At 56.7% G+C, this 23,539-nt stretch carries 20 protein-coding genes, 1 pseudogene and 1 riboswitch; of the genes and pseudogenes, 8 read left to right on the top strand and 13 right to left on the bottom strand.

Annotated elements, in window-relative coordinates:
* Positions 1-21: 21 nt before the first annotated feature.
* Positions 22-789 carry an NAD(+) diphosphatase gene (gene nudC / locus ACJ8PE_RS24440; RefSeq protein WP_197762257.1) on the bottom strand — a complete coding sequence of 256 codons (768 nt, stop codon included), beginning with the start codon at positions 787-789 and terminating at the stop codon, positions 22-24.
* Positions 790-890: 101 nt separating this feature from the next.
* Here nudC and ACJ8PE_RS24435 point away from each other — a divergent pair, with 101 nt between their 5' ends.
* The 8 genes from ACJ8PE_RS24435 to ACJ8PE_RS24400 all read left to right on the top strand — a co-directional run bounded on the left by ACJ8PE_RS24435 (position 891) and on the right by ACJ8PE_RS24400 (position 8,624).
* On the top strand, positions 891-1,394 hold the full coding sequence (locus tag ACJ8PE_RS24435; protein ID WP_019456431.1) for an Rsd/AlgQ family anti-sigma factor: 504 nt from the start codon (positions 891-893) through the stop codon (positions 1,392-1,394).
* A 39-nt stretch (positions 1,395-1,433) separates the two neighbouring features.
* Positions 1,434-1,558: riboswitch (TPP riboswitch) on the top strand.
* Between the two features lie 114 nt (positions 1,559-1,672).
* Positions 1,673-3,616, top strand: a complete 1,944-nt coding sequence (thiC, locus tag ACJ8PE_RS24430) for a phosphomethylpyrimidine synthase ThiC (protein ID WP_197762259.1) — start codon at positions 1,673-1,675, stop codon at positions 3,614-3,616.
* Positions 3,609-4,259: a thiamine phosphate synthase gene (gene thiE / locus ACJ8PE_RS24425; RefSeq protein ID WP_033652708.1), complete on the top strand. Its 651-nt coding sequence runs from the start codon at positions 3,609-3,611 to the stop codon at positions 4,257-4,259. Before thiC ends, thiE begins: the two co-directional genes overlap by 8 nt.
* Complete coding sequence (locus tag ACJ8PE_RS24420; RefSeq protein ID WP_033644364.1) at positions 4,252-5,001, top strand: HesA/MoeB/ThiF family protein; 750 nt, start codon at positions 4,252-4,254, stop codon at positions 4,999-5,001. Before thiE ends, ACJ8PE_RS24420 begins: the two co-directional genes overlap by 8 nt.
* Entirely contained in the window at positions 4,998-5,198 is a 201-nt protein-coding gene (thiS, locus tag ACJ8PE_RS24415; protein WP_016929423.1) for a sulfur carrier protein ThiS, read from the top strand. The genes ACJ8PE_RS24420 and thiS overlap by 4 nt, the downstream gene beginning before the upstream one ends.
* A 1-nt stretch (position 5,199) precedes the next feature.
* Positions 5,200-5,979 carry a thiazole synthase gene (locus tag ACJ8PE_RS24410; RefSeq protein ID WP_033652706.1) on the top strand — a complete coding sequence of 260 codons (780 nt, stop codon included), beginning with the start codon at positions 5,200-5,202 and terminating at the stop codon, positions 5,977-5,979.
* Positions 5,979-7,112 carry a 2-iminoacetate synthase ThiH gene (thiH, locus tag ACJ8PE_RS24405; protein WP_033644362.1) on the top strand — a complete coding sequence of 378 codons (1,134 nt, stop codon included), beginning with the start codon at positions 5,979-5,981 and terminating at the stop codon, positions 7,110-7,112. Before ACJ8PE_RS24410 ends, thiH begins: the two co-directional genes overlap by 1 nt.
* A gap of 816 nt (positions 7,113-7,928) precedes the next feature.
* Positions 7,929-8,624 carry a response regulator gene (locus ACJ8PE_RS24400; RefSeq protein WP_033644361.1) on the top strand — a complete coding sequence of 232 codons (696 nt, stop codon included), beginning with the start codon at positions 7,929-7,931 and terminating at the stop codon, positions 8,622-8,624.
* Here ACJ8PE_RS24400 and ACJ8PE_RS24395 read toward each other — a convergent pair.
* The 12 genes and pseudogenes from ACJ8PE_RS24395 to ACJ8PE_RS24340 all read right to left on the bottom strand — a co-directional run.
* On the bottom strand, positions 8,610-9,884 hold the full coding sequence (locus ACJ8PE_RS24395; protein WP_033652704.1) for a sensor histidine kinase: 1,275 nt from the start codon (positions 9,882-9,884) through the stop codon (positions 8,610-8,612). The genes ACJ8PE_RS24400 and ACJ8PE_RS24395 overlap by 15 nt on opposite strands.
* 1 nt (position 9,885) lies before the next feature.
* Positions 9,886-10,350, bottom strand: coding sequence for an oxidoreductase (locus ACJ8PE_RS24390; RefSeq protein ID WP_046897425.1), 465 nt, complete (start codon positions 10,348-10,350; stop codon positions 9,886-9,888).
* Positions 10,350-10,796 carry a GNAT family N-acetyltransferase gene (locus ACJ8PE_RS24385; RefSeq protein ID WP_033652702.1) on the bottom strand — a complete coding sequence of 149 codons (447 nt, stop codon included), beginning with the start codon at positions 10,794-10,796 and terminating at the stop codon, positions 10,350-10,352. The genes ACJ8PE_RS24390 and ACJ8PE_RS24385 overlap by 1 nt, the downstream gene beginning before the upstream one ends.
* Positions 10,797-10,964: 168 nt before the next feature.
* On the bottom strand, positions 10,965-15,188 hold the full coding sequence (gene rpoC, locus ACJ8PE_RS24380) for a DNA-directed RNA polymerase subunit beta' (RefSeq protein ID WP_033644357.1): 4,224 nt from the start codon (positions 15,186-15,188) through the stop codon (positions 10,965-10,967).
* A 118-nt stretch (positions 15,189-15,306) separates the two neighbouring features.
* Complete coding sequence (gene rpoB / locus ACJ8PE_RS24375) at positions 15,307-19,335, bottom strand: DNA-directed RNA polymerase subunit beta (protein ID WP_004929900.1); 4,029 nt, start codon at positions 19,333-19,335, stop codon at positions 15,307-15,309.
* A gap of 332 nt (positions 19,336-19,667) precedes the next feature.
* Positions 19,668-20,033: a 50S ribosomal protein L7/L12 gene (gene rplL / locus ACJ8PE_RS24370; RefSeq protein WP_004929903.1), complete on the bottom strand. Its 366-nt coding sequence runs from the start codon at positions 20,031-20,033 to the stop codon at positions 19,668-19,670.
* 63 nt (positions 20,034-20,096) lie between these two features.
* Entirely contained in the window at positions 20,097-20,594 is a 498-nt protein-coding gene (rplJ, locus tag ACJ8PE_RS24365) for a 50S ribosomal protein L10 (protein WP_004929905.1), read from the bottom strand.
* Positions 20,595-20,932: 338 nt separating this feature from the next.
* Positions 20,933-21,637 (bottom strand): 50S ribosomal protein L1, encoded by a 705-nt coding sequence (gene rplA, locus ACJ8PE_RS24360; RefSeq protein WP_004929908.1) that lies wholly within the window; start codon positions 21,635-21,637, stop codon positions 20,933-20,935.
* Between the two features lie 3 nt (positions 21,638-21,640).
* Positions 21,641-22,069 (bottom strand): 50S ribosomal protein L11, encoded by a 429-nt coding sequence (gene rplK, locus ACJ8PE_RS24355; RefSeq protein WP_015376316.1) that lies wholly within the window; start codon positions 22,067-22,069, stop codon positions 21,641-21,643.
* Positions 22,070-22,234: 165 nt separating this feature from the next.
* Positions 22,235-22,780, bottom strand: coding sequence for a transcription termination/antitermination protein NusG (gene nusG / locus ACJ8PE_RS24350; protein WP_004929914.1), 546 nt, complete (start codon positions 22,778-22,780; stop codon positions 22,235-22,237).
* Between the two features lies 1 nt (position 22,781).
* Positions 22,782-23,165 carry a preprotein translocase subunit SecE gene (gene secE, locus ACJ8PE_RS24345; RefSeq protein WP_004929916.1) on the bottom strand — a complete coding sequence of 128 codons (384 nt, stop codon included), beginning with the start codon at positions 23,163-23,165 and terminating at the stop codon, positions 22,782-22,784.
* Positions 23,166-23,424: 259 nt separating this feature from the next.
* Positions 23,425-23,539 (bottom strand): annotated as a pseudogene (locus ACJ8PE_RS24340) (EF-Tu/IF-2/RF-3 family GTPase); the annotation flags it as partial.

Below are 23,539 nucleotides of genomic sequence, written 5' to 3'. Positions count from 1 at the left end.
TAATCTGCCGGCCATTGTACATTATTCTGCCCGGCACAGCGCCACGGTGTCCTCAATCAACCGGCGCGCCACGGTGCCGGGCGGCGGCAACAGCGGCAGTTGGTCGTAGCGATACCAGCCGGCGTTGAGCAGCTCCTTGGGATCGTGGCGAATGTCACCCTGATGGTAATCGGCCATAAAGGCCATCATTAGCGAGTGTGGGAACGGCCAGGGCTGTGAAGTGACGTAGCGCAGGTTCTTGATTTCAATATTGCTCTCTTCCATCACTTCGCGCGCCACCGCCTGCTCCAGCGTTTCGCCCACTTCGACGAAACCGGCCAGCACCGTGTGTATACCGCCGCGATGACGCACGTGCTGTGCCAGCAGGATCTGATCGTCGCGCCGAATGGCGACGATCACGCAGGGCGCAATCTGCGGGTAGTACCGTTCTTTGCAGTGGCCGCAGAGGCAGGCGCTTTCGGTGCGGCTGAGATGCATCTCATGGCCGCAGTAGCCGCAATAGCGATGGGAGCGGTAGAAATCCGCCAGCTGCACGCCGCGCCCGGCAAGCTGGAACAGACCGCGATCCTGATCCAACAACTGACGCACCGATCCCATCTCCCGCGGCATCGCCTGGCGCACCAGCCAGACCGGCACGCCCTCCCACTCACCGATGATGCGCGCCATGTGGCCCTGCAGTCCGAGGGCGGCGGCCGTCCCTGACGGCAATTCACCGTTCGGTAACCAAAGTTTGCTTTCATGGCTGACGATCCACCAGCCGTTTTCATTGCCCGTTAATGCAAGTTCCATATCGTTGTTGCACAACCTCAGCTTCACTGGCACTCTACAAATCGGCTTTGTTACATTTTAATAACTTACCGGTTACTTTTGTTACTTACACGGAGTCAAACATGCTCAACCGTTTGGAAAGGCTGACTCAGCGCGTTGGCGGTAGTAATGAATTAGTTGATCAATGGCTTCAGGCCCGCAAGCAGTTGCTGGTCGCCTACTGCACGCTGGTAGGCCTCAAACCGAATAAAGAAAAGCATACGCCGCTGAATGAAAAAGCGCTGGAGAACTTTTGCCATAACCTGGTGGATTACCTCTCCGCAGGGCATTTTCATATCTATGACAGAATTATCAAGCAAGTGGAAGGCGCAGCCAGTCCGAAAATGTCGCTGGCGGTGAACATCTACCCCAAGCTATGGGCCAATACCGAACAGATCATGGCGTTCCACGATCGCTATACCGAAGTGGATATCGATCAGGAGGTCTGTCTGGAATTCCATCAGGCCTTGTCGGATATCGGCGAAACGCTGGCGGCGCGCTTTGCGCTGGAAGATAAGCTGATCCTGTTGGAAGCGGAGGCCGCGCAGCAACCGCTACCGGACCAGGCGCTGGATCCGGCGCGTTAAAATTTTATAGTTTTTTTTCTTATCCCTCCTATACTGGGGGGCATCTTGTCGGAGTGCCTAGCGCCTGATTTGTTCATCGAATCAGCCAGGCTGAGACCGTTAATTCGGGATCCGCGGAACCTGATCGGGTTAATACCCGCGAAGGGAACAAGAGTAATCTATCGCCACAGGCACGGCCTTCCCCTTGCGGGCGCCCAGCCCTATCGGCCACCATCATTACTCCCTCCGAGCTCCAGACAAGCAACTTTCCCAACCCAACACACTGGTAGGAACTTGCTATGTCTAACGTTAATCCACCGCGCGCCCGTAAAGCGCAACGCGAAGCCGCCCAGCAGTTTATCGACACGCTGCAAGGCATGGCTTTCCCAAACTCTCGCCGCATCTACCTGCAGGGCTCGCGCCGCGATATCCAGGTGCCGATGCGCGAAATTCAGCTCAGCCCGACCCTGGTCGGCGGCAGCAAAGATAGCCCGCAGTATGAACAGAACGAGGCGATCCCGGTATATGACACCGCGGGCCCGTACGGCGATCCGCAGGCCGAGCTCGATGTGCACGCCGGCCTGGCCAAGCTGCGCGCCGGCTGGATCGACGCGCGCGGCGATACTGCGACCCTGAGCGGCGCCAGTTCAGGCTTCACCCAACAGCGTCTGGCGGACGAGGGGCTGGATCACCTGCGCTTCGAACATCTGCCGCTGCCGCGCAAGGCGTTGCCGGGCAAGTGCGTGACCCAACTGCACTATGCCCGCGCCGGCATCGTCACCCCGGAGATGGAGTTCATCGCCATCCGTGAAAACATGGGGCGCGAACGCATTCGCAGCGAGGTGCTGCGCCACCAGCATCCGGGCCAGGGCTGGGGCGCCAACCTGCCGGACAACATCACGCCGGAGTTCGTACGCCAGGAAGTGGCCGCCGGCCGCGCCATCATTCCCGCCAACATCAATCACCCGGAGGCGGAGCCGATGATCATCGGCCGCAATTTCCTGGTGAAGGTGAACGCCAATATCGGCAACTCGGCGGTCACGTCGTCGATCGAAGAAGAGGTGGAGAAGCTGGTGTGGGCCACCCGCTGGGGCGCAGACACCGTGATGGATCTCTCCACCGGCCGCTACATTCACGAAACTCGCGAGTGGATCCTGCGCAACAGCCCGGTGCCCATCGGCACCGTGCCGATCTACCAGGCGCTGGAGAAGGTCAACGGCGTGGCGGAAAACCTCACCTGGGAGATGTTCCGCGATACGCTGCTGGAACAGGCTGAACAAGGGGTCGATTACTTCACCATCCACGCCGGCGTGCTGCTGCGCTACGTGCCGATGACCGCCAAACGCCTGACCGGCATCGTGTCGCGCGGCGGCTCGATCATGGCCAAATGGTGTCTGTCGCACCATCAGGAAAACTTCCTCTATCAGCACTTCCGTGAAATCTGCGAGATCTGCGCCGCCTACGACGTTTCGCTGTCGCTCGGCGACGGCCTGCGCCCCGGCTCGATTCAGGACGCCAACGACGAGGCCCAGTTCGCCGAGCTGCATACGCTGGGCGAGCTGACCAAAATCGCCTGGGAATACGACGTACAGGTGATGATTGAAGGCCCGGGCCACGTGCCGATGCAGATGATCCGCCGCAACATGACCGAAGAGCTGGAACATTGCCACGAAGCGCCGTTCTACACCCTTGGCCCGCTGACCACCGATATCGCCCCGGGCTATGACCATTTCACCTCCGGCATCGGCGCGGCGATGATTGGCTGGTTCGGCTGCGCCATGCTGTGTTACGTCACGCCGAAAGAGCACCTCGGCCTGCCGAATAAAGAGGACGTCAAACAGGGCCTGATCACCTACAAGATCGCCGCCCACGCCGCCGATCTGGCCAAAGGCCATCCGGGCGCGCAAATTCGCGATAACGCCATGTCCAAGGCGCGTTTCGAATTCCGCTGGGAAGATCAGTTCAATCTGGCGCTCGATCCGGCCACCGCGCGCGCCTATCACGACGAAACCCTGCCGCAGGAGTCCGGCAAGATCGCTCACTTCTGCTCGATGTGCGGACCGAAATTCTGCTCGATGAAGATTTCACAAGAGGTGCGCGACTACGCCGCCGCCCAAGAGGCCGTCAAACCGATCGAGGTGCAGCTGACCGGCATGGAGAAAATGTCCGCCGAGTTCCGCGCCCGCGGCAGCGAGCTGTATCACAGCGCCGGCAATCTGCAGGAGGAGACGAGCAATGACTGATATCACGACGCCCTTTCCGGCGACGCCCCACAAACTGGGGCTTTACCCGGTCGTCGACAGCGTGGCGTGGATCGCTCGCCTGCTGGAGGCCGGCGTTACCACGATCCAGCTGCGCATCAAGGATCTGCCGGACGAGCAGGTCGAAGAGGATATCGCCGCCGCCATCGCGCTGGGTCGGCGTTATCAGGCGCGGCTGTTCATCAACGATTACTGGCGGCTGGCGATCAAGCACGGCGCCTACGGCGTGCATCTGGGCCAGGAAGATCTCGATACCACCGATCTGGCGGCCATTCACCGCGCCGGGCTGCGGCTCGGCGTTTCCACCCATGACGATGCCGAGCTGGCGCGCGCGCTGGCGGTGAAACCCTCCTACATCGCGCTGGGGCACATCTTCCCCACCCAGACCAAAGACATGCCTTCGGCGCCGCAGGGGCTGGCGGAGTTAAAACGCCACATCGCCGGTTTGGCGGATTACCCGACGGTGGCGATCGGCGGGATCAGTATCGATCGCGTACCGGCGGTGCTGGCGTGCGGCGTCGGCAGCGTGGCGGTGGTCAGCGCCATCACCCAGGCGCCGGACTGGCGCGCGGCGACGGCCGAACTGCTGCGGCTGATCGAAGGTAAGGAGCCGAACGATGCTTAACGATCGGGAGTTCCTGCGCTACAGCCGCCAGCTGCTGCTGGAGGATGTCGGCCCGGAAGGTCAGGAAAAACTCAAGCGCGCCACGGTACTGATCGTCGGCCTGGGGGGGCTGGGGTCCCCGGCTTCGCTGTATCTGGCCGCCGCCGGGGTCGGCACGCTGCTGCTGGCCGACGACGACACGCTGCACGTCACCAACCTGCAGCGGCAAATCCTGTACCGCAGCGCCGATACCGCCACCGGCAAAGCGGCGCTGGCGCAACGCCATCTGCAGGCGTTGAACCCGTTGGTGGAGTCCATCCCGCTGGCGCAGCGGCTGCAAGGGCAAGCGCTGCGCGACGCGGTCGCCCGCGCCGATCTGGTGCTGGACTGCTGCGACAACATGGCGACCCGCCATGAGGTCAACGCCGCCTGCATCGCCGCCGCCAAGCCGCTGATCAGCGGCAGCGCAGTGGGTTTCAGCGGCCAGCTGCTGGTGCTCGAGCCGCCCTATGCGCACGGCTGCTACGCCTGCCTGTACCCGGAGCAGGAAGAACCGCAGCGCAACTGCCGCACCGCCGGGGTGCTCGGCCCGGTGGTGGGCGTGATCGGTACTCTGCAAGCGCTGGAGGCCATCAAGATGCTGGCCGGCCTTCCTTCCTCCCTCAGCGGCAAGCTGCGGCTGTTCGACGGCAAGCAGCAGAGCTGGAGCACGCTGCAGCTGAGCCGGGCCCGCGCCTGCCCGGTCTGCGGAGGCGCCGCATGAAGATCCGTCTGAACGACCAACCGCTGGAGCTGGCACAGCCGCTCAGCGTCGCCGCCCTGCTGACCCAGCTGGAACGCCACCAGCCGGGCACCGCGCTGGCGATCAACCAAACCATCATCCCACGCGCCGACTGGGCCGACCATCAGGTGCAGGACGGTGACGACATTTTGCTGTTTCAAGCGATCGCCGGAGGCTGACATGCTGAAAATCGCCGATACCACTTTTACCTCGCGCCTGTTCACCGGCACCGGCAAGTTCGCCACCCCGGCGCTGATGTTGGAGGCGCTGGCGGCCTCCGGCTCACAGCTGGTGACCATGGCCATGAAGCGCGTCGATCTGCGCGGCGGCAACGACGCCATTTTGGCGCCGCTGCAACAGTTGGGCGTCAGGCTGTTGCCCAATACCTCCGGCGCCAAAACGGCCGCTGAAGCGGTGTTCGCCGCCCGACTGGCGCGCGAAGCGCTCGGCACTCACTGGGTGAAGCTGGAGATCCATCCCGATGTGAAATACCTGCTGCCGGATCCGATAGAAACGCTGAAGGCGGCGGAAACGCTGGTGAAAGACGGTTTTGTGGTGCTGCCCTACTGCGGCGCCGATCCGGTGCTGTGCAAACGGCTGGAAGAAGTGGGATGCGCAGCGGTGATGCCGCTCGGCGCCCCTATCGGCTCCAACCGCGGTCTGCGCACCCGTGACTTCCTCGAAATCATCATCGAGCAAGCCAAGGTGCCGGTGGTGGTAGACGCCGGCATCGGCGCGCCAAGCCACGCGCTGGAAGCGATGGAGCTGGGCGCCGACGCGGTGCTGGTGAATACCGCCATCGCCGTGGCGCGCGATCCGGTGCAGATGGCGCGGGCATTTCGCCTGGCGCTGGAGGCCGGCGAGCTGGCACGCAGCGCCGGATTAGGCTCCAGCCAGCGCGGCGCGGTCGCGTCCAGCCCGCTGACCGCTTTCCTCAGCCAGCCAGAGGAGGCGCAGTGATGACCGACGATTTCAGTAGCCGCTGGCAACAGCTGGACTGGGACGACATTACGCTGCGCATCAACGGCAAAACGGCGCGCGACGTGGAACGCGCATTGAACGCCGACAAGCTGACGCGCGACGACTTTATGGCGCTGATCTCCCCCGCGGCCGCGCCGTATCTGGAACCGTTGGCGCAACGCGCGCAGTTGCTGACCCGTCAGCGGTTCGGCAACGTCGTCAGCTTCTATGTGCCGCTGTATCTCTCTAACCTGTGCGCCAACGACTGCACCTACTGTGGCTTTTCGATGAGCAACCGCATCAAGCGCAAAACGCTGGATGCGGCGGAGATTGCACGCGAGTGCGAAGCCATCAAGGCGCTGGGGTTCGAACATCTGTTGCTGGTCACCGGCGAACATCAGACCAAGGTTGGCATGGACTATTTCCGCCAGCACATTCCGGCGATCCGCCGCCACTTCAGCTCGCTGATGATGGAAGTGCAGCCGCTGGCGCAGGAGGAATACGCCGAACTGAAAACGCTGGGCCTGGACGGCGTGCTGGTGTACCAGGAAACCTACCATCCGGCCACCTATCTGCAGCACCACCTGCGCGGCCAGAAGCAGGATTTCCATTGGCGCCTGGCCACGCCGGATCGCCTGGGGCGCGCCGGGATCGACAAGATCGGCCTCGGCGCGTTAATCGGCCTGTCCCACAGCTGGCGAACCGACTGTTATCTGCTGGCGGAACACCTGTTCTACCTGCAGCAAACCTATTGGCAGAGCCGCTACTCGATCTCGTTCCCACGCCTGCGCCCCTGCGCCGGCGGCATTGAGCCCGCGTCTATCATGAGTGAGCCTCAGCTGGTGCAGCTGATCTGCGCCTTCCGGCTGTTCGCGCCGGACGTTGAGCTGTCGCTGTCTACCCGGGAGTCGCCGTACTTCCGCGATCATATGATCCCGGTGGCGATCAATAGCGTCAGCGCGGGATCCAAGACGCAACCCGGCGGCTATGCCGACGACGTACCGCCTGAGCTGGAACAGTTCGAGCCGCACGACGGCCGCACGCCGCAGCAGGTCGCCGAGGCCATCAGCAACGCCGGGCTGCAGCCGGTGTGGAAAGACTGGGACGATTATCTGGGACGCAGCGCGCAATAAGCGGCAACGTTTACCGCCGTGCGAAGAAAACGCTGGAGCGGCCGCGCAATGCCGAACGGTGGCGCTGGCGCCGGCAAACGCGCCGATTATAGTGACGTTGCCGACCGCCAAACCCGGTGTCGGCCGGGGCCGTTACCCTCTCGATGGCCCCGCCTTATCCAACCCCGGATCGCGCACAGACGCTCTTGCGCGACTCCGGTTCCTCACCAACGGCCATCCTGGAACCTGCGCCTGAGGGCACGCACGAACAGGCGGTTTTATCGGCTCAGGTGACGGGCATGATGAGGGAATAGCGGTGTTCAGCACTCACGCAGAGTGTTTTTCAATAGAGCCCGTTGCGGCAGAGAACGGCAGAACGAGGAAAAAGTCGATGCAGAGACGAAAAGTGACTCGAGGGGTAATCCCCGATACTGCCAATGGCCCTGGTGTTGGCCGTCGCGTTTTTTTGCCGCCTGCTCCCTGCTTACAGACAAGAGCAGGCGGTTTATTTTGTGAGACTGGCAACCCCCCCAGGACGCGAATCACACAGTATGTGCGCTAATTAACCATACAAACGATTAAATGTGAATGTCTTTTGAGTGTTTTTTTATTTGATATCGAGTGTATTCTGAGTTTGCCAAGGAAAATCAAACTGATATCACCGCAACCTCCGGGGCATCATCTATAATCCAGCACGGGTCCTCGCGCAGATTTGCCACGCTCGCGGTCAACATCAAAAAAGCCAAGGTTGTCATGAAGAAAACGCCAAATTACATCGATGCAATCAGCGCGTTGCTCACTCTTAAAGGGGTTGGCGACAGAAAACATGCCTCCACGATGGCCAACATACTGAACCTTCAGTACAACAGCGCCAAGCAGAAGCTGGATGGTAAAAGGGGCATCACCCTCGACGAAGTCAGAAAGGTGTTTCAGTACTTCAACGAGCCATTCGCCGGCCAAAGAACGCATAACGGCGTTTTTATCATGAACAGCATTCACAAACGCTGTAAGGTTGAAGTCGACGAACACCCGGTGACACAGCTGGACGACGACGAAACCTACGCCTACAAAAAAGATGACCTTTTCATCATCAATACCAGCCGGGATACGCAGGCCGACGTACCGCTGTACAGAGTCAACAAGATAGACTTTCTGCCGGCGCCGCGCATCGCGATCCTGGACAACGACAGCGATATCCTCGAGCTGTTGAAGAAAATCGCCTGCCGCTACGGCATTGAGACCGAGACCTTTCAAACGGCGGATGCCATGCTGGCCGCACTTGAGCAACAGTCCTTTGAGGCGTTTATTCTGGACTGGCTGTTGGACTTCGGCGAAACCTCAGAACGCGTCGTGAAGAAAATAAAGGACACTCTCGATCCGCACGCGCGCATCATCATTCTGACCGGCCAGCTGAATCACTATGAGAAGAATATCGGCGATATGATCCTGCACTATGACGTGCACCTGGTGGAAAAACCGACCAAACCGCTGATTATCTCCTCACTGCTGCTGTCGAATTTATTCTTTAATTAGTTTGACCGGAATGCGGATGAAAAACGATGAGCCAACGCCTTCGGTGGATTTGACTCTGATGGCGCCTTTCAGCGTCGTCACATAATTCTTGATAATGGTCAGCCCCAGCCCCAGTCCCTGCCGCGTTTCCCTTTCTACTCCCTGATTGAACGCCTTGTACAACCGTTCCAGATTATTAACGTTAAATCCGATGCCGTTGTCTTTGACCCATAAATACAGATTGCCATGGCACACCTTCACGTTGAGGATGATCGCGCCGTGGTGAGTAAATTTGTCCGCGTTGCTGAGCAGATTGGCCAATATTCGGTAGAGCTTGTATTTGTCGGAGCAAATCAAACCAACATAGGATGAACGACGCACCACGATGCGATTACCGCGCCCGGCGCTGATACTGGTCATGGCATCGTCCACCACCTCATCCAGCCGAAAGGTGGAAATATTGACGTTAACCTCCCCCATTTCAAACCGCGAATAATCCATCACCTCGCGCGTTTGTTCGGCGATCTTGTTGCCGTGGTAGGAGATCAGGCGGGCCTCCTTTTTGAGCTCTTCCTGCGCCAGCTCGTGCTCCATGATATCCGCGGCGATGACGATGGCCTGCGTCGAACCGGCAATTTCATGGTAGATGGATGAGATAAAGATGTTCTTGTTCTTGATGATCTCTTTTAACGAGAAGGCGTTTCTCACCACCAGGAACATCATCAGGAACACCAAAATCAGCGATAAGACGGCGAACATCTCGGCTTTTCTCGAATTATCCTGGATGATGCCTTTAACCTCGGTGAAGTTTTTAATTTGTATCCGATAAATAATCTCCTGGATATCGACCAACGTGCCCTCGATATCATCCATATAAGCGAGGATATCCGCCTTGCTTTTCCGCCCTGCCAGCAAACCGACGGAAAGATCGCCCAGCGTTCGGTACTGTTGCTTCAGCAGAGCGACGTTCTTGATAAATTCGTCGTCGTAATAGAAAGAGTCGCTGAAGGTGGAGCGGCTCTCCAGGATTTGGATCTTCGAGTAAAATATTTTCTTTTTGATCAGGAAAGCGTCGTAGTCGTCGTTTTCACTGAGCAGCAGCGCAGTTTTGGTTCTTTCAAACGCCAGAAACAGGATCTCGGCCACCGAGTAGTTATCCAGATTGGGTTCGATCTGCTTATAGCGCTCTTTTACGCCACCGAAGTTAATGGCAATCAGCAAAATTAATAAGGAGAAGATGGCAACCAACGCGATAAGAGTACCGATCAGTTTCTTGCTCATCTCATTTAATCTCCAGCCGTTTGACTTGCCAGACGGTTTTCGCGTTCACGTCCAGGTTATTCAGCTCGGGGTATTGATCGCGCGGATAGATAATAGCGAACGGCCCCAGCTCCCCCACGTCGATCGGCTTACCGCCGCGCAGATAGGCGACAATTACGCGATATTTAATCATCTCGTCAATCGGCATCGAATAGGAATAGTCGTCCCACGCGAAGGCACGCACCGACTTCCCTTGCAGATGGTACGCTTTCACCAGCTCCGAAAACTCAACGCCGGTGAACGCCTCTTCCGGGGTGAAATTGGTCGAGGTTTTAATCGTGTGCGACGGCATCGCCTCCAGCATCTGTCGGGTGACCTTGATCTTCTCGCCGTCCGCCGGCTTCAGGTAAAAAGAGTCAACGGCCGCGTACAGCGGTGCGCTGAACAGCGAAAGCAGCAGTAACGTCATCAATCCTTTGATTTTCATTATTCACCCTCTTTGCGTTTCACCAGCTCCGCCTGACCGAACTCATCCCGCCCGATCACATCCCAACCGTGATGTTGATAAAAACCTTCGGCTTTCGAGCCGGGATCGGTGGTTAAGTGAATGGCTTCGGCGCCGTGCTCAAACATCCAGGCAGTGACGCGCGCCAGCAAGGCAGAACCCATTCCCATTGATTGGTATTCCGGCTTCACGAACAGTCCGCCGATCAACGGTTCGGGGATGAACAACCCGAATCCAACGCCGGCATAGTCCTCGCCATACTTGCAGATCCAGCCACCGCCCTGGTTGATGTCTTCCAGCGCCTGCTTGCGCTGCAGATACTGGATCTGATGCGGATGCAGCAGGTTCTCTTCGACGGAAAAGCGGATCTCATACAGGTAAGGCAGGTGTTTCGCCGTCAGTTTTTCGAAGGTAATGAGGCTGTCCATGTTTCGTACTGTCCTTGGTTGTCAGGTAAAAAGCGCCGGTCAATTTCTGCTGTAACCATAGTAGCAAAGTTTGTCATAACCCGGCGCGAGGCGAAAAAAAACCGCCCCCGAGGGAGCGGTTTATCTGGCGATAGGCCCGACGTAGCGGGCCCACGGCGCGGATGACGATTACTCGTCGTCGCTGCCGCCCAGACCTGCGTTGAGCAGTTCGGCCAGGTTCGCGGTCGCTTCTTCCGCGCTGACTTGCGGAACAACCGGCGCTTCGCCCTGAGCACGACGACGCATGCGATCCTGATGATAAGCGTAACCGGTACCAGCTGGGATCAGACGGCCCACGATGACGTTCTCTTTCAGGCCACGCAGTTCGTCGCGCTTGCCGGCTACGGCAGCTTCGGTCAGAACGCGCGTCGTTTCCTGGAACGATGCGGCGGAGATGAAGGACTCGGTCGCCAAGGAAGCCTTGGTGATACCCAGCAGATCGCGCGAGAAGGTTGCCGGGATCTTACCTTCAGCTTCCAGCTGACGGTTGGCAATCTTGACGCGAGACACTTCAGCCTGCTCGCCTTCCAGGAACTCGGAGCCACCAGCGCTAACGATAGTGCCTTTACGCAGCATCTGACGAACGATAACTTCGATGTGCTTATCGTTAATCTTAACGCCTTGCAGACGGTAAACTTCCTGCACTTCGTTGGTGATGTAGCGGGTAACCGCATGCACGCCACGCAGACGCAGAATGTCGTGCGGAGACTCTGGGCCGTCGGAGACGACGTCGCCACGTTCCACCACTTCGCCTTCGAACACGTTGAGCTGACGCCATTTCGGAATCATCTCTTCGTAAGCGTCGCTGCCGTCCAGCGGAGAGATTACCAGGCGACGTTTGCCTTTGGTCTCTTTACCGAACGAGATAATCCCGCTGATTTCAGCCAGGATTGCCGGCTCTTTCGGACGACGTGCTTCGAACAGGTCGGCAACGCGCGGCAGACCACCGGTAATATCCTTGGTACCGCCGGATTCCTGAGGAATACGCGCCAGGGTATCACCCGCACCGATCTGAATGCCATCTTCCAGCTGAACGATCGCTTTGCCCGGCAGGAAGTATTGAGCAGGCATATCGGTGCCTGGGATCAATACGTCTTCGCCCTTAGCGTCAACGATTTTCAGTGCCGGACGCAGGTCTTTACCACTACCGGTACGCTCTGCGCTGTCCAGGACAACCAGAGAAGACAAACCGGTCAGTTCGTCGGTCTGACGAGTAATCGTCTGGCCGTCGACCATGTCGGCGAAGCGAATGAAGCCGCTGACTTCACTGATGACCGGCATGGTATGCGGATCCCAGTTAGCAACGGTTTCGCCGCCGTTAACTTCTTCACCGTCGCCTTTGCCCATCACGGCGCCGTAAGGCACCTTGTAGCTTTCTTTGGTACGGCCGAATTCGTCGATCAGTTTCAGTTCGGTGTTACGCGAGGTGATCACCAGCTTGCCTGCGGCGTTCATAACGAACTTCGCGTTGCTCAGCTTGATGCTACCCTTGTTTTTCACCTGAATGCTGGATTCAGCAGCCGCACGAGATGCCGCACCACCGATGTGGAACGTACGCATCGTCAGCTGTGTACCCGGCTCACCGATGGACTGTGCCGCGATAACGCCGATGGCTTCACCTTTGTTGATGATGTGGCCACGTGCCAGGTCGCGACCGTAGCAGTTTGCACACACACCGAAGTCGGTTTCACAGCTCACCACGGAACGGACTTTAACGCTGTCGACAGAGTTCTCTTCCAACAGGTCACACGCCTTCTCGTTCAGCAGCGTGTTGCGCGGCACCAGAATGTCCGCCGTACCCGGCTTGAGGACGTCTTCTGCCGTCACACGGCCCAGAACGCGTTCACGCAGCGGCTCTTTCACGTCGCCACCTTCGATAACCGGAGTCATCAGGATGCCGTCGTGGGTGCCACAGTCGTCTTCGGTCACCACCAGGTCCTGCGCCACGTCAACCAGACGACGGGTCAGATAACCGGAGTTCGCGGTTTTCAGTGCGGTATCCGCCAGACCTTTACGAGCACCGTGAGTGGAGATGAAGTACTGGAGTACGTTCAGACCTTCACGGAAGTTCGCGGTGATTGGCGTTTCGATGATGGAGCCGTCCGGCTTCGCCATCAGACCACGCATACCGGCCAGCTGACGAATCTGAGCGGCGGAACCACGCGCACCGGAGTCGGCCATCATAAAGATGCTGTTGAAGGAAACTTGCTGTTCCACTTCACCGTCACGGTTAACCACGTCTTCTACCGACAGGTTTTCCATCATCGCTTTCGCAACGCGTTCGTTCGCGGCAGCCCAGATATCGATCACTTTGTTGTAGCGTTCGCCGGCGGTCACCAGACCAGACTGGAACTGCTCCTGGATCTCGGCAACTTCGGTTTCCGCTTCTTCGATGATCTCCGCCTTCTTGGCCGGGATAACCATGTCGTCGATACCTACGGAAGCGCCGGAACGGGCTGCGTAAGCAAAGCCGGTGTACATGATCTGGTCAGCAAAGATAACGGTCGGCTTCAGGCCCAGGATGCGGTAACAGGTGTTCAGCATCTTGGAGATCGCTTTCTTGCCCAAAGGCTGGTTAACGATCGCGTACGGCAGACCTTTCGGTACAATCATCCACAGGATGGCGCGGCCGATGGTGGTGTCGATGATGCTGGTCTGAGAGGTCCACTCGCCTTCGGCGTTCTTGACGTCTTCGGTGATACGCACTTTAACGCGCGCATGCAGCGACGCCAGGCCGGCGCGGTAAACACGCTCAGCTTCTTTGGAACCGTTCAGCACCATGCCTTCGCCTTTGGCGTTAACACAGTCGCGGGTCATGTAGTACAGACCCAGTACAACGTCCTGAGAAGGAACGATGATTGGCTCGCCGTTCGCTGGGGACAGGATGTTGTTGGTGGACATCATCAGCGCACGCGCTTCCAGCTGGGCTTCCAGCGTCAGCGGTACGTGAACGGCCATCTGGTCACCATCGAAGTCGGCGTTATATGCCGCACAAACCAGCGGGTGCAGCTGGATCGCTTTACCTTCGATCAGAACCGGTTCAAACGCCTGGATACCCAAACGGTGCAGGGTTGGTGCACGGTTCAGCAGTACCGGGTGTTCGCGAATCACTTCGTCCAGGATATCCCAAACGACGGCTTCTTCACGCTCAACCATTTTCTTGGCGGCTTTGATGGTGGTGGCCAGGCCACGCAGCTCCAATTTGCCGTAGATGAACGGTTTGAACAGCTCCAACGCCATCTTCTTAGGCAGACCGCACTGATGCAGACGCAGGTATGGACCTACGGTGATAACGGAACGGCCTGAGTAGTCAACGCGTTTACCGAGCAGGTTCTGACGGAAACGACCCTGCTTACCTTTGATCATGTCGGCCAAAGATTTCAGAGGGCGTTTGTTGGAACCGGTGATCGCACGACCGCGACGACCGTTATCCAGCAGGGCGTCTACCGCTTCTTGCAGCATACGCTTTTCGTTGCGCACGATGATGTCCGGCGCAGCCAGATCCAGCAGGCGTTTCAGACGGTTGTTACGGTTGATCACGCGGCGATACAGATCGTTCAGATCCGACGTCGCGAAACGACCGCCATCCAGCGGAACCAGCGGGCGCAGATCCGGCGGCAGTACCGGCAGCACGGTCAGGATCATCCACTCCGGCTTGTTACCGGACTGTACGAACGCTTCCAGCAGCTTGATACGCTTGGTCAGCTTCTTGCGCTTGGTTTCGGAGTTGGTTTCGTTCAGCTCTTCACGCAGCTGCTCGCACTCGGCTTCCAGATCCATGTTTTTCAACAGGGCCTGAATGGCTTCCGCACCCATCTTGGCGTCGAATTCGTCACCGAACTCTTCCAGCGCGTCCAGATACTGCTCTTCGGTCAGGATCTGACGACGCTCGAGGTTGGTCATACCGCCTTCGACCACCACATAGGATTCGAAGTACAGTACGCGTTCGATGTCACGCAGCGGCATATCCAGCAGCAAACCGATGCGGGATGGCAGCGATTTCAGGAACCAGATGTGCGCAGTCGGGGAAGCCAGCTCGATGTGGCCCATGCGCTCACGACGCACTTTGGTCTGGGTCACTTCAACGCCGCACTTCTCACAGATCACGCCGCGGTGTTTCAAACGCTTGTACTTACCGCACAGGCACTCGTAATCTTTTACCGGCCCGAAGATACGGGCGCAGAAAAGGCCGTCACGCTCTGGTTTGAACGTACGGTAGTTAATGGTTTCCGGCTTCTTAACTTCACCGAACGACCACGAACGGATCATGTCTGGCGAGGCCAGAGCAATCTTGATCGCATCAAACTCTTCGGTCTTAGTTTGCGCTTTCAGAAACTTCAATAAGTCTTTCACGGATTGGCTCCTGTCGGAGTTAAACCTGTTGGGCACCCACAACCGCAGTAGGTACCCGTGTGACCTGAACAACCACCCTCAGGCTCCCTTAGGCGGGGAGCCTGAGCCGGAATGACGATTACTCGTCTTCCAGTTCGATGTTGATGCCGAGCGAGCGGATTTCTTTCAACAGTACGTTGAAGGATTCCGGCATGCCTGGCTCCATCCGGTGGTCGCCATCCACGATGTTTTTGTACATCTTGGTACGGCCGTTAACGTCATCCGACTTAACGGTGAGCATTTCCTGCAGGGTATAAGCCGCGCCGTATGCTTCCAGTGCCCACACTTCCATCTCACCGAAGCGTTGACCACCGAACTGCGCTTTACCACCCAGAGGCTGCTGAGTAACCAAGCTGTAAGAACCGGTTGAACGGGCGTGCATTTTATCGTCAACCAAGTGGTTCAGTTTCAGCATGTACATATAGCCGACAGTAACCTGGCGCTCGAATTGCTCACCGGTACGGCCATCGAACAGCGTGATCTGACCGGAGGTCGGGATACCGCCCATTTCCAGCAGCTTCTTGATTTCAGTCTCTTTCGCACCGTCAAACACCGGCGTTGCGATCGGCATACCTTTTTTCAGGTTCTCTGCCAGACGCAGCACTTCGTCGTCGCTGAAGGTGTTCAGGTCAACTTTCTGGCAAACGTCGTCGCCCAGATCGTAGGCCTTCTGGATGAACTCACGCAGCTTGGCCACTTCCTGCTGCTGCTTCAGCATCTGGTTGATCTTCTCACCGATGCCTTTCGCAGCCATACCCAGGTGGGTTTCCAGGATCTGACCGATGTTCATACGTGATGGTACGCCCAGCGGGTTCAGTACGATGTCTACCGGCGTGCCGTTTTCATCGTAAGGCATATCTTCGATCGGGTTGATCTTAGAGATAACACCCTTGTTACCGTGGCGGCCCGCCATCTTGTCACCCGGTTGGATCTGACGTTTAACGGCCAGATAAACCTTGACGATTTTCAGTACGCCCGGCGCCAGATCGTCGCCCTGAGTGATCTTACGACGCTTGGCTTCCAGCTTCTTCTCGAAGTCGGATTTCAGTTCGTCGTACTGCTCAGCCAGCTGCTCCAGCTGGTTTTGCTTCTCTTCGTCGGTCAGGCCCAGTTCCAGCCAGCGATCGCGCGGCAGCTTGCTCAGCTTGTCGGCTTCGATGCCACCGGCAACCAGTACCGCGTGGATACGCGCAAACAGGCCGGCTTCCAGGATCTGCAGTTCTTCAGTCAGGTCTTTCTTCGCCTGCTTCAGCTGCATCTCTTCGATTTCCAAGGCGCGCTTGTCTTTTTCCACGCCATCGCGGGTGAAGACCTGCACGTCGATAACCGTACCGGAAACGCCGTTCGGCACACGCAGAGAAGAGTCTTTAACGTCAGACGCTTTCTCACCGAAGATCGCACGCAGCAGTTTCTCTTCCGGCGTCAGTTGGGTTTCACCTTTAGGCGTTACCTTACCGACCAGGATGTCGCCGCCGGTCACTTCAGCACCGATATACACGATACCGGACTCATCCAGCTTGGAGAGCGCCGCTTCACCCACGTTAGGGATGTCGGCGGTGATCTCTTCAGGCCCCAGCTTGGTGTCGCGAGACACGCACGCCAGTTCCTGGATGTGGATGGTGGTGAAGCGATCTTCCTGCACCACGCGCTCGGAGACCAAGATGGAGTCTTCGAAGTTGTAGCCGTTCCAAGGCATGAACGCTACGCGCATGTTCTGGCCCAGCGCCAGTTCGCCCAGGTCTGTCGATGGGCCATCCGCCAGCACGTCGCCGCGCTCGATTGGCTCACCCAGATTCACACACGGCATCTGGTTGATGCAGGTGTTCTGGTTAGAACGGGTGTACTTGGTCAGGTTGTAAATATCGATACCTGCTTCGCCCGGGTACATCTCGTCTTCGTTAACTTTGATAACGATACGGGAAGCATCCACGTACTGGATCACACCGCCGCGTTTGGCAACGGCAGTTACGCCGGAGTCAACCGCTACAGCGCGTTCCATACCGGTACCGACCAGCGGCTTATCGGCGCGCAGGGTTGGTACGGCCTGACGTTGCATGTTCGCACCCATCAATGCACGGTTGGCGTCATCGTGTTCCAGGAATGGAATCAGTGAGGCACCAACGGAAACGACCTGCTGGGTGGATACGTCCATGTAGTCAACCTGATCGCGGCTGAACAGGCTTGATTCGCCTTTGCTGCGGCAGGTGACCAGGTCTTCTACGAAGCGGCCTTCTTCATCCAGGTTGGAGTTCGCCTGGGCGATAACGAAGTTGCCTTCTTCAATAGCAGACAGGTAGTTGATTTCATCGGTCACCACGCCGTCACGCACGCGGCGGTACGGGGTTTCCAGGAAGCCATACTCGTTAGTCTGTGCGTACACGGACAGGGAGTTGATCAGACCGATGTTTGGACCTTCCGGCGTTTCGATTGGGCACACGCGGCCGTAGTGGGTCGGGTGTACGTCTCGAACTTCAAAGCCGGCGCGCTCACGGGTCAGACCGCCCGGGCCCAGTGCGGAGATACGACGCTTGTGCGTGATCTCGGACAACGGGTTGTTCTGGTCCATGAACTGGGACAGCTGGCTGGAGCCGAAGAACTCTTTCACCGCCGCCGAAATCGGTTTGGCGTTGATCATGTCCTGAGGCATCAGGGTATCCAGATCGCCCAGAGACAGACGCTCTTTCACCGCACGCTCAACACGCACCAGACCTACGCGGAACTGGTTTTCGGCCATTTCGCCGACGGAGCGGATACGACGGTTGCCCAAGTGGTCGATATCGTCCACTTCGCCCTTGCCGTTACGGATATCGATGAGCTTCTTCATCACTTCGATGATGTCGTCTTTGCTCAGGATGCCCGAACCTTCGATCTCGTCGCGCAGCAGAGAACGGTTGAACTTCATACGGCCAACCGCGGACAGATCGTAGCGGTCTTCGGAGAAGAACAGGTTCTCGAACAGGCTTTCGGCAGCTTCGCGCGTTGGCGGCTCACCAGGACGCATCATGCGGTAGATTTCTACCAGCGAGCTCAGACGATCGTTGGTCGGATCGACACGCAGCGTTTCAGAGATGTACGCGCCGTGGTCCAGATCGTTGGTGAACAGCGTTTCGATGCGCTTGTGGCCGGACTGGCTCAGCTTGGCCAGCAGATCCAGCGACAGCTCCATGTTGGCTGCGCAGATCAGTTCGCCGGTATTGGTATCGATATAGTCTTTCGCGACCACTTTGCCCGCGATGTACTCTACCGGTACTTCAATGCTCTGAATGTCGTCTTTTTCCAGCTGACGGATATGACGAGCGGTGATGCGACGGCCTTTCTCTACGTAGATCTTGCCGTTGGCTTCGATATCGAACGAAGCGGTCTCACCACGCAGGCGCTCTGGCACCAGCTCCATCTGCAGCTTGTTGTCGCGGATTTCGAAGACGATCTTGTCAAAGAACAGGTCGAGGATCTGTTCAGTGGTGTAGTTCAGCGCGCGCAGAATGATGGTCGCAGGCAGTTTGCGGCGACGGTCAATACGCACGAACAGGTTGTCTTTCGGATCGAACTCGAAGTCCAACCATGAACCGCGGTAAGGGATGATGCGTGCGTTGTACAGCACTTTACCCGAGGAGTGGGTTTTACCCTTATCGCTGTCGAAGAATACGCCAGGACTACGGTGCAACTGAGATACGATAACCCTCTCAGTACCGTTGATCACAAAGGTGCCGTTTTCGGTCATGAGCGGAATTTCGCCCATGTAGACTTCTTGTTCCTTGATGTCTTTGACCGTACCTTCAGGCGCTTCGCGCTCATAGATAACCAGGCGCAGTTTTACGCGCAGCGGTGCAGAGAACGTCACACCACGGATCTGGCACTCTTTGACGTCGAAGACCGGCTCACCAAGACGGTAGCTAACGTATTGCAGCTCCGAATTGCCACTGTAGCTCTGGATAGGGAAAACAGAACGGAATGCGGCTTCAAGGCCGTACTGCCCTTCTGGATCTTGCTCGATAAACTTCTGGAACGAGTCAAGCTGGATAGAAAGGAGATATGGTATGTCCAGCACTTGTGGACGTTTACCAAAATCCTTACGAATACGTTTTTTCTCGGTATAGGAGTAAACCATAGGGTTCCTCAGCTCGCTGATCAGTGACCCAATCTGTCCGTCCGATTAGGGACAGTTCATGCAACACCGTTTTGTCGACCGGAAAGCGGGAACACTTTCCGCAATATCTCTTGCTATCACGCTTAAACCATTTCATCGCGCCTTCCCCCAGAACTCCTGGTAGTGCAAAGACCGCGGTATATTAAGTCGTCGATAGAAACAAACATTGGGAGGCGAAACCAGCAGCCAAACAGTGTGAAACGCTACTGGCGCCCTACAGCGCAAAAAGGCTGGTGACTAAAAAGTCACCAGCCATCAGCCTAAAAGACTAGGCTGCAACCGGAAGGGTTGGCTTATTTAACTTCAACTTCTGCGCCAGCTTCTTCCAGAGATTTTTTCAGAGCTTCTGCGTCATCTTTGCTCACGCCTTCTTTCAGAGCGGCTGGAGCAGATTCAACCAGGTCTTTAGCTTCTTTCAGACCCAGGCCGGTAGCGCCACGTACTGCTTTGATAACAGCAACTTTGTTAGCGCCTGCAGCTTTCAGGATAACGTCGAATTCAGTTTTCTCTTCAGCAGCTTCAGCTGGGCCAGCAGCTACAGCTACAGCAGCAGCAGCAGAAACGCCGAATTTTTCTTCCATAGCGGAAACCAGTTCAACAACGTCCATTACGGACATAGCGGCAACTGCTTCCAGGATTTGGTCTTTAGTGATAGACATAACAATTGTTCCTAAAATTCAGAAATAGTTTAAATACGTTAGCAAAGGCTAAGAAAGAGTGGCTTACGCCGCTTCTTTCTGATCGCGTACTGCAGCCAGAGTGCGAACCAGTTTGCCGGCAGCGGCTTCTTTCATGGTTGCCATCAGGCGTGCGATCGCTTCTTCGTAAGTTGGCAGCGTCGCCAGGCGGTCGATTTGCGCCGCTGGGATCAGCTCACCTTCAAAGGCCGCAGCTTTAACCTCGAATTTTGCATTCGCTTTCGCGAACTCTTTGAACAGACGAGCAGCAGCGCCCGGGTGTTCGTGAGAGAATGCAATCAAGGTTGGACCGACAAACGTGTCTTTCAGGCATTCGAATGGAGTGCCTTCAACTACGCGACGCATCAGGGTGTTGCGAACAACACGCATGTAAACGCCAGCTTCACGACCTGCTTTACGCAGTTCAGTCATTTTATCTACGGTAACGCCGCGGGAATCCGCAACAACCGCAGACAGCGCGCCTTTGGCTACTTCGCTGACTTCAGCAACAATCGCTTGTTTGTCTTGAAGATTTAATGCCATTAGCTTTTTGCTCCTGGATTAGCCGGGGAAAATCCCCCGGAACTCACTTCACTCGGCGCTTTGTAAAACGCCACGCCGAGCGGCTTAACACGGTGAGCAGAATCCAGCAAAGACATTCTTTTATAAAAAAGAAAAATTTTCTTAGGCTCTGTCACCGTCTACGCAGGAAGGATTAAGTATCTTGCGATACACCTGCGGTCTTGGACGGAGGCCTGGATAGGCCAGGCTCCAACCGAAAAATCTTTGTTTTGCCTACGGCATAGCCAATAGCAAAACCTTGGGGCATAAGATTCTAGACAAATCTCGGCCCCAAGTCAAAGCGATAATCGCAAGTGCGATTAGTTCGCTGCGGCAGACAGACCGCTTTGATCGATAGCAACGCCAGCACCCATGGTGGTGGAGAGGCTAACTTTCTTGATGTACATGCCTTTCGCCTGAGAAGGTTTTGCTTTTTTCAGCGCAACCAGCAGGGCTTCCAGGTTTTCTTTCAGTTTGTCTGCGTCGAAATCAACCTTACCGATAGTGGTATGGATGATGCCGTTTTTGTCGTTACGGTAGCGAACCTGACCTGCTTTAGCGTTTTTCACTGCTTCAGCAACGTTCGGAGTAACGGTACCCACTTTCGGGTTTGGCATCAGGCCGCGTGGACCCAGGATCTGGCCCAGTTGACCTACAACGCGCATTGCATCCGGGGAAGCAATAACAACGTCGAAGTTCATTTCGCCTTTCTTGATCTGCTCAGCCAGATCGTCCATACCTACCAGCTCTGCGCCGGCAGCTTTCGCTGCTTCAGCGTTAGCGCCTTGGGTAAATACGGCAACGCGAACGGAACGACCGGTGCCGTGTGGCAGAACGGTAGCGCCACGAACGTTTTGGTCAGATTTACGAGCGTCGATACCGAGGTTAACGGCAACGTCAACGCTTTCTACGAATTTAGCGGTGGCCAGCTCTTTCAGCAGAGCAACAGCTTCAGTGATGTCATACTGTTTAGTAGCATCAACTTTGTCACGGATCACGCGCATGCGCTTGGTCAGCTTAGCCATCTCTTAATCCTCCACTACCAGGCCCATGGAACGAGCGGTACCTTCGATGGAGCGAGTCATCGCTTCAACGTCAGAACCAGTCATGTCCGCAGCTTTGGTTTCTGCGATTTCACGTACCTGAGCACGGGTCACTTTACCTACTTTGTCTTTGTTCGGCTTACCGGAACCAGACTTGATACCAGCCGCTTTTTTCAGCAGAACTGCTGCTGGCGGGGTTTTGGTAACGAAAGTGAAGGAGCGATCAGAATAAACGGTGATAACAACCGGAATCGGCAGACCTTTCTCAACGCTGTCAGTTTTAGCGTTGAATGCCTTACAGAATTCCATGATGTTAACGCCCTGCTGACCCAGAGCTGGACCCACTGGTGGGCTCGGGTTAGCCATACCAGCTGCAACTTGCAGCTTAACGTAGGCTTGTACTTTCTTAGCCATTTAAATTTCCTCGGTTTGGGTAGTATCGCCTCGTGAGAGGCTCCCCGTGTTTAACCTCGCCGGACAAACATCAGGCAAGGCATCTAAAAACAAAAGGCGCCAAATTGTAGTTCAATTTCGCGCCTTTGACAAGCGGCAACGGACCGCTTATTGCTGATTATTCGATCAGCCTTTTTCAACCTGGCTGAAGTCCAGTTCCACCGGCGTTGCACGGCCGAAGATGGAAACGGAAACTTTCAGGCGGCTCTTCTCGTAATCGACTTCTTCGACCACGCCGTTGAAATCGGCAAACGGGCCGTCGTTGACGCGCACCAGCTCGCCCGGTTCGAACAGCGTTTTCGGACGCGGTTTGTCACCGACCTGCTGCAGGCGGTTCATGATCGCATCAACTTCTTTATCGCTGATCGGCGCAGGACGGTCAGACGTACCGCCGATGAACCCCATGACACGCGGTACGCTGCGCACCAGATGCCAGCTGGCGTCATTCATCACCATCTGCACCAGCACGTAGCCAGGGAAGAATTTACGCTCGCTCTTGCGACGCTGGCCACCACGGATTTCAACCACTTCTTCCGTAGGCACCATCACTTCGCCGAACAGCTCTTCCATATCGTGCAGTTTGATGTGTTCACGCAGCGATTGCGCTACGCGACCTTCAAAACCGGAAAACGCCTGAACGACGTACCAACGTTTTTTTGGAGCTTCAGACATTTTAGAACCTCAGGCCAGTAATAAACGACACCAGACGGACCAGAATACCATCCAGCCCCCACAGAATCAGTGACATCACGGCGGTTACCGCGGCAACGATCAACGTGGTGTGTAGCGTTTCCTGACGAGTTGGCCAAATCACTTTACGTACTTCGGTACGCGCTTCGCGGGCAAACGCAACGGTAGCTTTGCCTTTGGTGGTCATCAGAGCCACTGCACCTGCAACGGCGATGATCAGCACAACTGCCAGCGCGCGCAATGGCAGGCTTAAATCACGGTAGTAATAGTTACCGACAATAGCCACAACCAACAGAACGGCGACGATCAGCCACTTTGCCGCTTCCAGGCCGCGTCCGCTCCCTTGAGCCTCGGTATTCGCACTCATAAACCAACCTGTCACAATGATGATTCAGAACAAACAACTTTGCCTCGCATTGCGAGGCAAACCAAACCGATCGGATACCGCACTAGCGATATCCCGGTGTTTTACGCCATGACGTATTCAGTCAATACGGTTTAAGAGCCCATCTCACCAATGATTATGACTGCAAAATCGCTGATGAGATAGGTTCTAGTTCACAGCGTAGAAAAAGGGCATCAAATGATGCCCTTTTACCGCGTGTCGCGTCAAACTTTATCAGCGATTAAGCGATAACTTTAGCAACAACACCAGCGCCTACAGTACGGCCGCCTTCACGGATTGCGAAACGCAGACCGTCGTCCATCGCGATTGGGTGAATCAGGGTTACAACCATGTTC

It is taken from the genome of Serratia sp. CY74737, from assembly GCF_052166775.1.
Taxonomy (GTDB): Bacteria; Pseudomonadota; Gammaproteobacteria; order Enterobacterales; family Enterobacteriaceae; genus Serratia; species Serratia ureilytica.
This window is presented reverse-complemented; position numbering and strand designations above follow the sequence as displayed.

Bases quoted from the DNA above. Each gene is read 5' to 3' on its own strand.
- rplJ (WP_004929905.1), bottom strand. From the start codon at position 20,594: ATGGCATTAAATCTTCAAGACAAACAAGCGATTGTTGCTGAAGTCAGC.
- rplK (WP_015376316.1), bottom strand. From the start codon at position 22,069: ATGGCTAAGAAAGTACAAGCCTACGTTAAGCTGCAAGTTGCAGCTGGT.
- rplL (WP_004929903.1), bottom strand. From the start codon at position 20,033: ATGTCTATCACTAAAGACCAAATCCTGGAAGCAGTTGCCGCTATGTCC.
- ACJ8PE_RS24385 (WP_033652702.1), bottom strand. From the start codon at position 10,796: ATGGACAGCCTCATTACCTTCGAAAAACTGACGGCGAAACACCTGCCT.
- ACJ8PE_RS24390 (WP_046897425.1), bottom strand. From the start codon at position 10,350: ATGAAAATCAAAGGATTGATGACGTTACTGCTGCTTTCGCTGTTCAGC.
- rplA (WP_004929908.1), bottom strand. From the start codon at position 21,637: ATGGCTAAGCTGACCAAGCGCATGCGCGTGATCCGTGACAAAGTTGAT.
- ACJ8PE_RS24420 (WP_033644364.1), top strand. From the start codon at position 4,252: ATGCTTAACGATCGGGAGTTCCTGCGCTACAGCCGCCAGCTGCTGCTG.
- thiH (WP_033644362.1), top strand. From the start codon at position 5,979: ATGACCGACGATTTCAGTAGCCGCTGGCAACAGCTGGACTGGGACGAC.
- nusG (WP_004929914.1), bottom strand. From the start codon at position 22,780: ATGTCTGAAGCTCCAAAAAAACGTTGGTACGTCGTTCAGGCGTTTTCC.
- ACJ8PE_RS24400 (WP_033644361.1), top strand. From the start codon at position 7,929: ATGGCCAACATACTGAACCTTCAGTACAACAGCGCCAAGCAGAAGCTG.
- thiE (WP_033652708.1), top strand. From the start codon at position 3,609: ATGACTGATATCACGACGCCCTTTCCGGCGACGCCCCACAAACTGGGG.
- thiS (WP_016929423.1), top strand. From the start codon at position 4,998: ATGAAGATCCGTCTGAACGACCAACCGCTGGAGCTGGCACAGCCGCTC.
- ACJ8PE_RS24410 (WP_033652706.1), top strand. From the start codon at position 5,200: ATGCTGAAAATCGCCGATACCACTTTTACCTCGCGCCTGTTCACCGGC.
- rpoB (WP_004929900.1), bottom strand. From the start codon at position 19,335: ATGGTTTACTCCTATACCGAGAAAAAACGTATTCGTAAGGATTTTGGT.
- ACJ8PE_RS24435 (WP_019456431.1), top strand. From the start codon at position 891: ATGCTCAACCGTTTGGAAAGGCTGACTCAGCGCGTTGGCGGTAGTAAT.
- ACJ8PE_RS24395 (WP_033652704.1), bottom strand. From the start codon at position 9,884: ATGAGCAAGAAACTGATCGGTACTCTTATCGCGTTGGTTGCCATCTTC.
- secE (WP_004929916.1), bottom strand. From the start codon at position 23,165: ATGAGTGCGAATACCGAGGCTCAAGGGAGCGGACGCGGCCTGGAAGCG.
- nudC (WP_197762257.1), bottom strand. From the start codon at position 789: ATGGAACTTGCATTAACGGGCAATGAAAACGGCTGGTGGATCGTCAGC.
- thiC (WP_197762259.1), top strand. From the start codon at position 1,673: ATGTCTAACGTTAATCCACCGCGCGCCCGTAAAGCGCAACGCGAAGCC.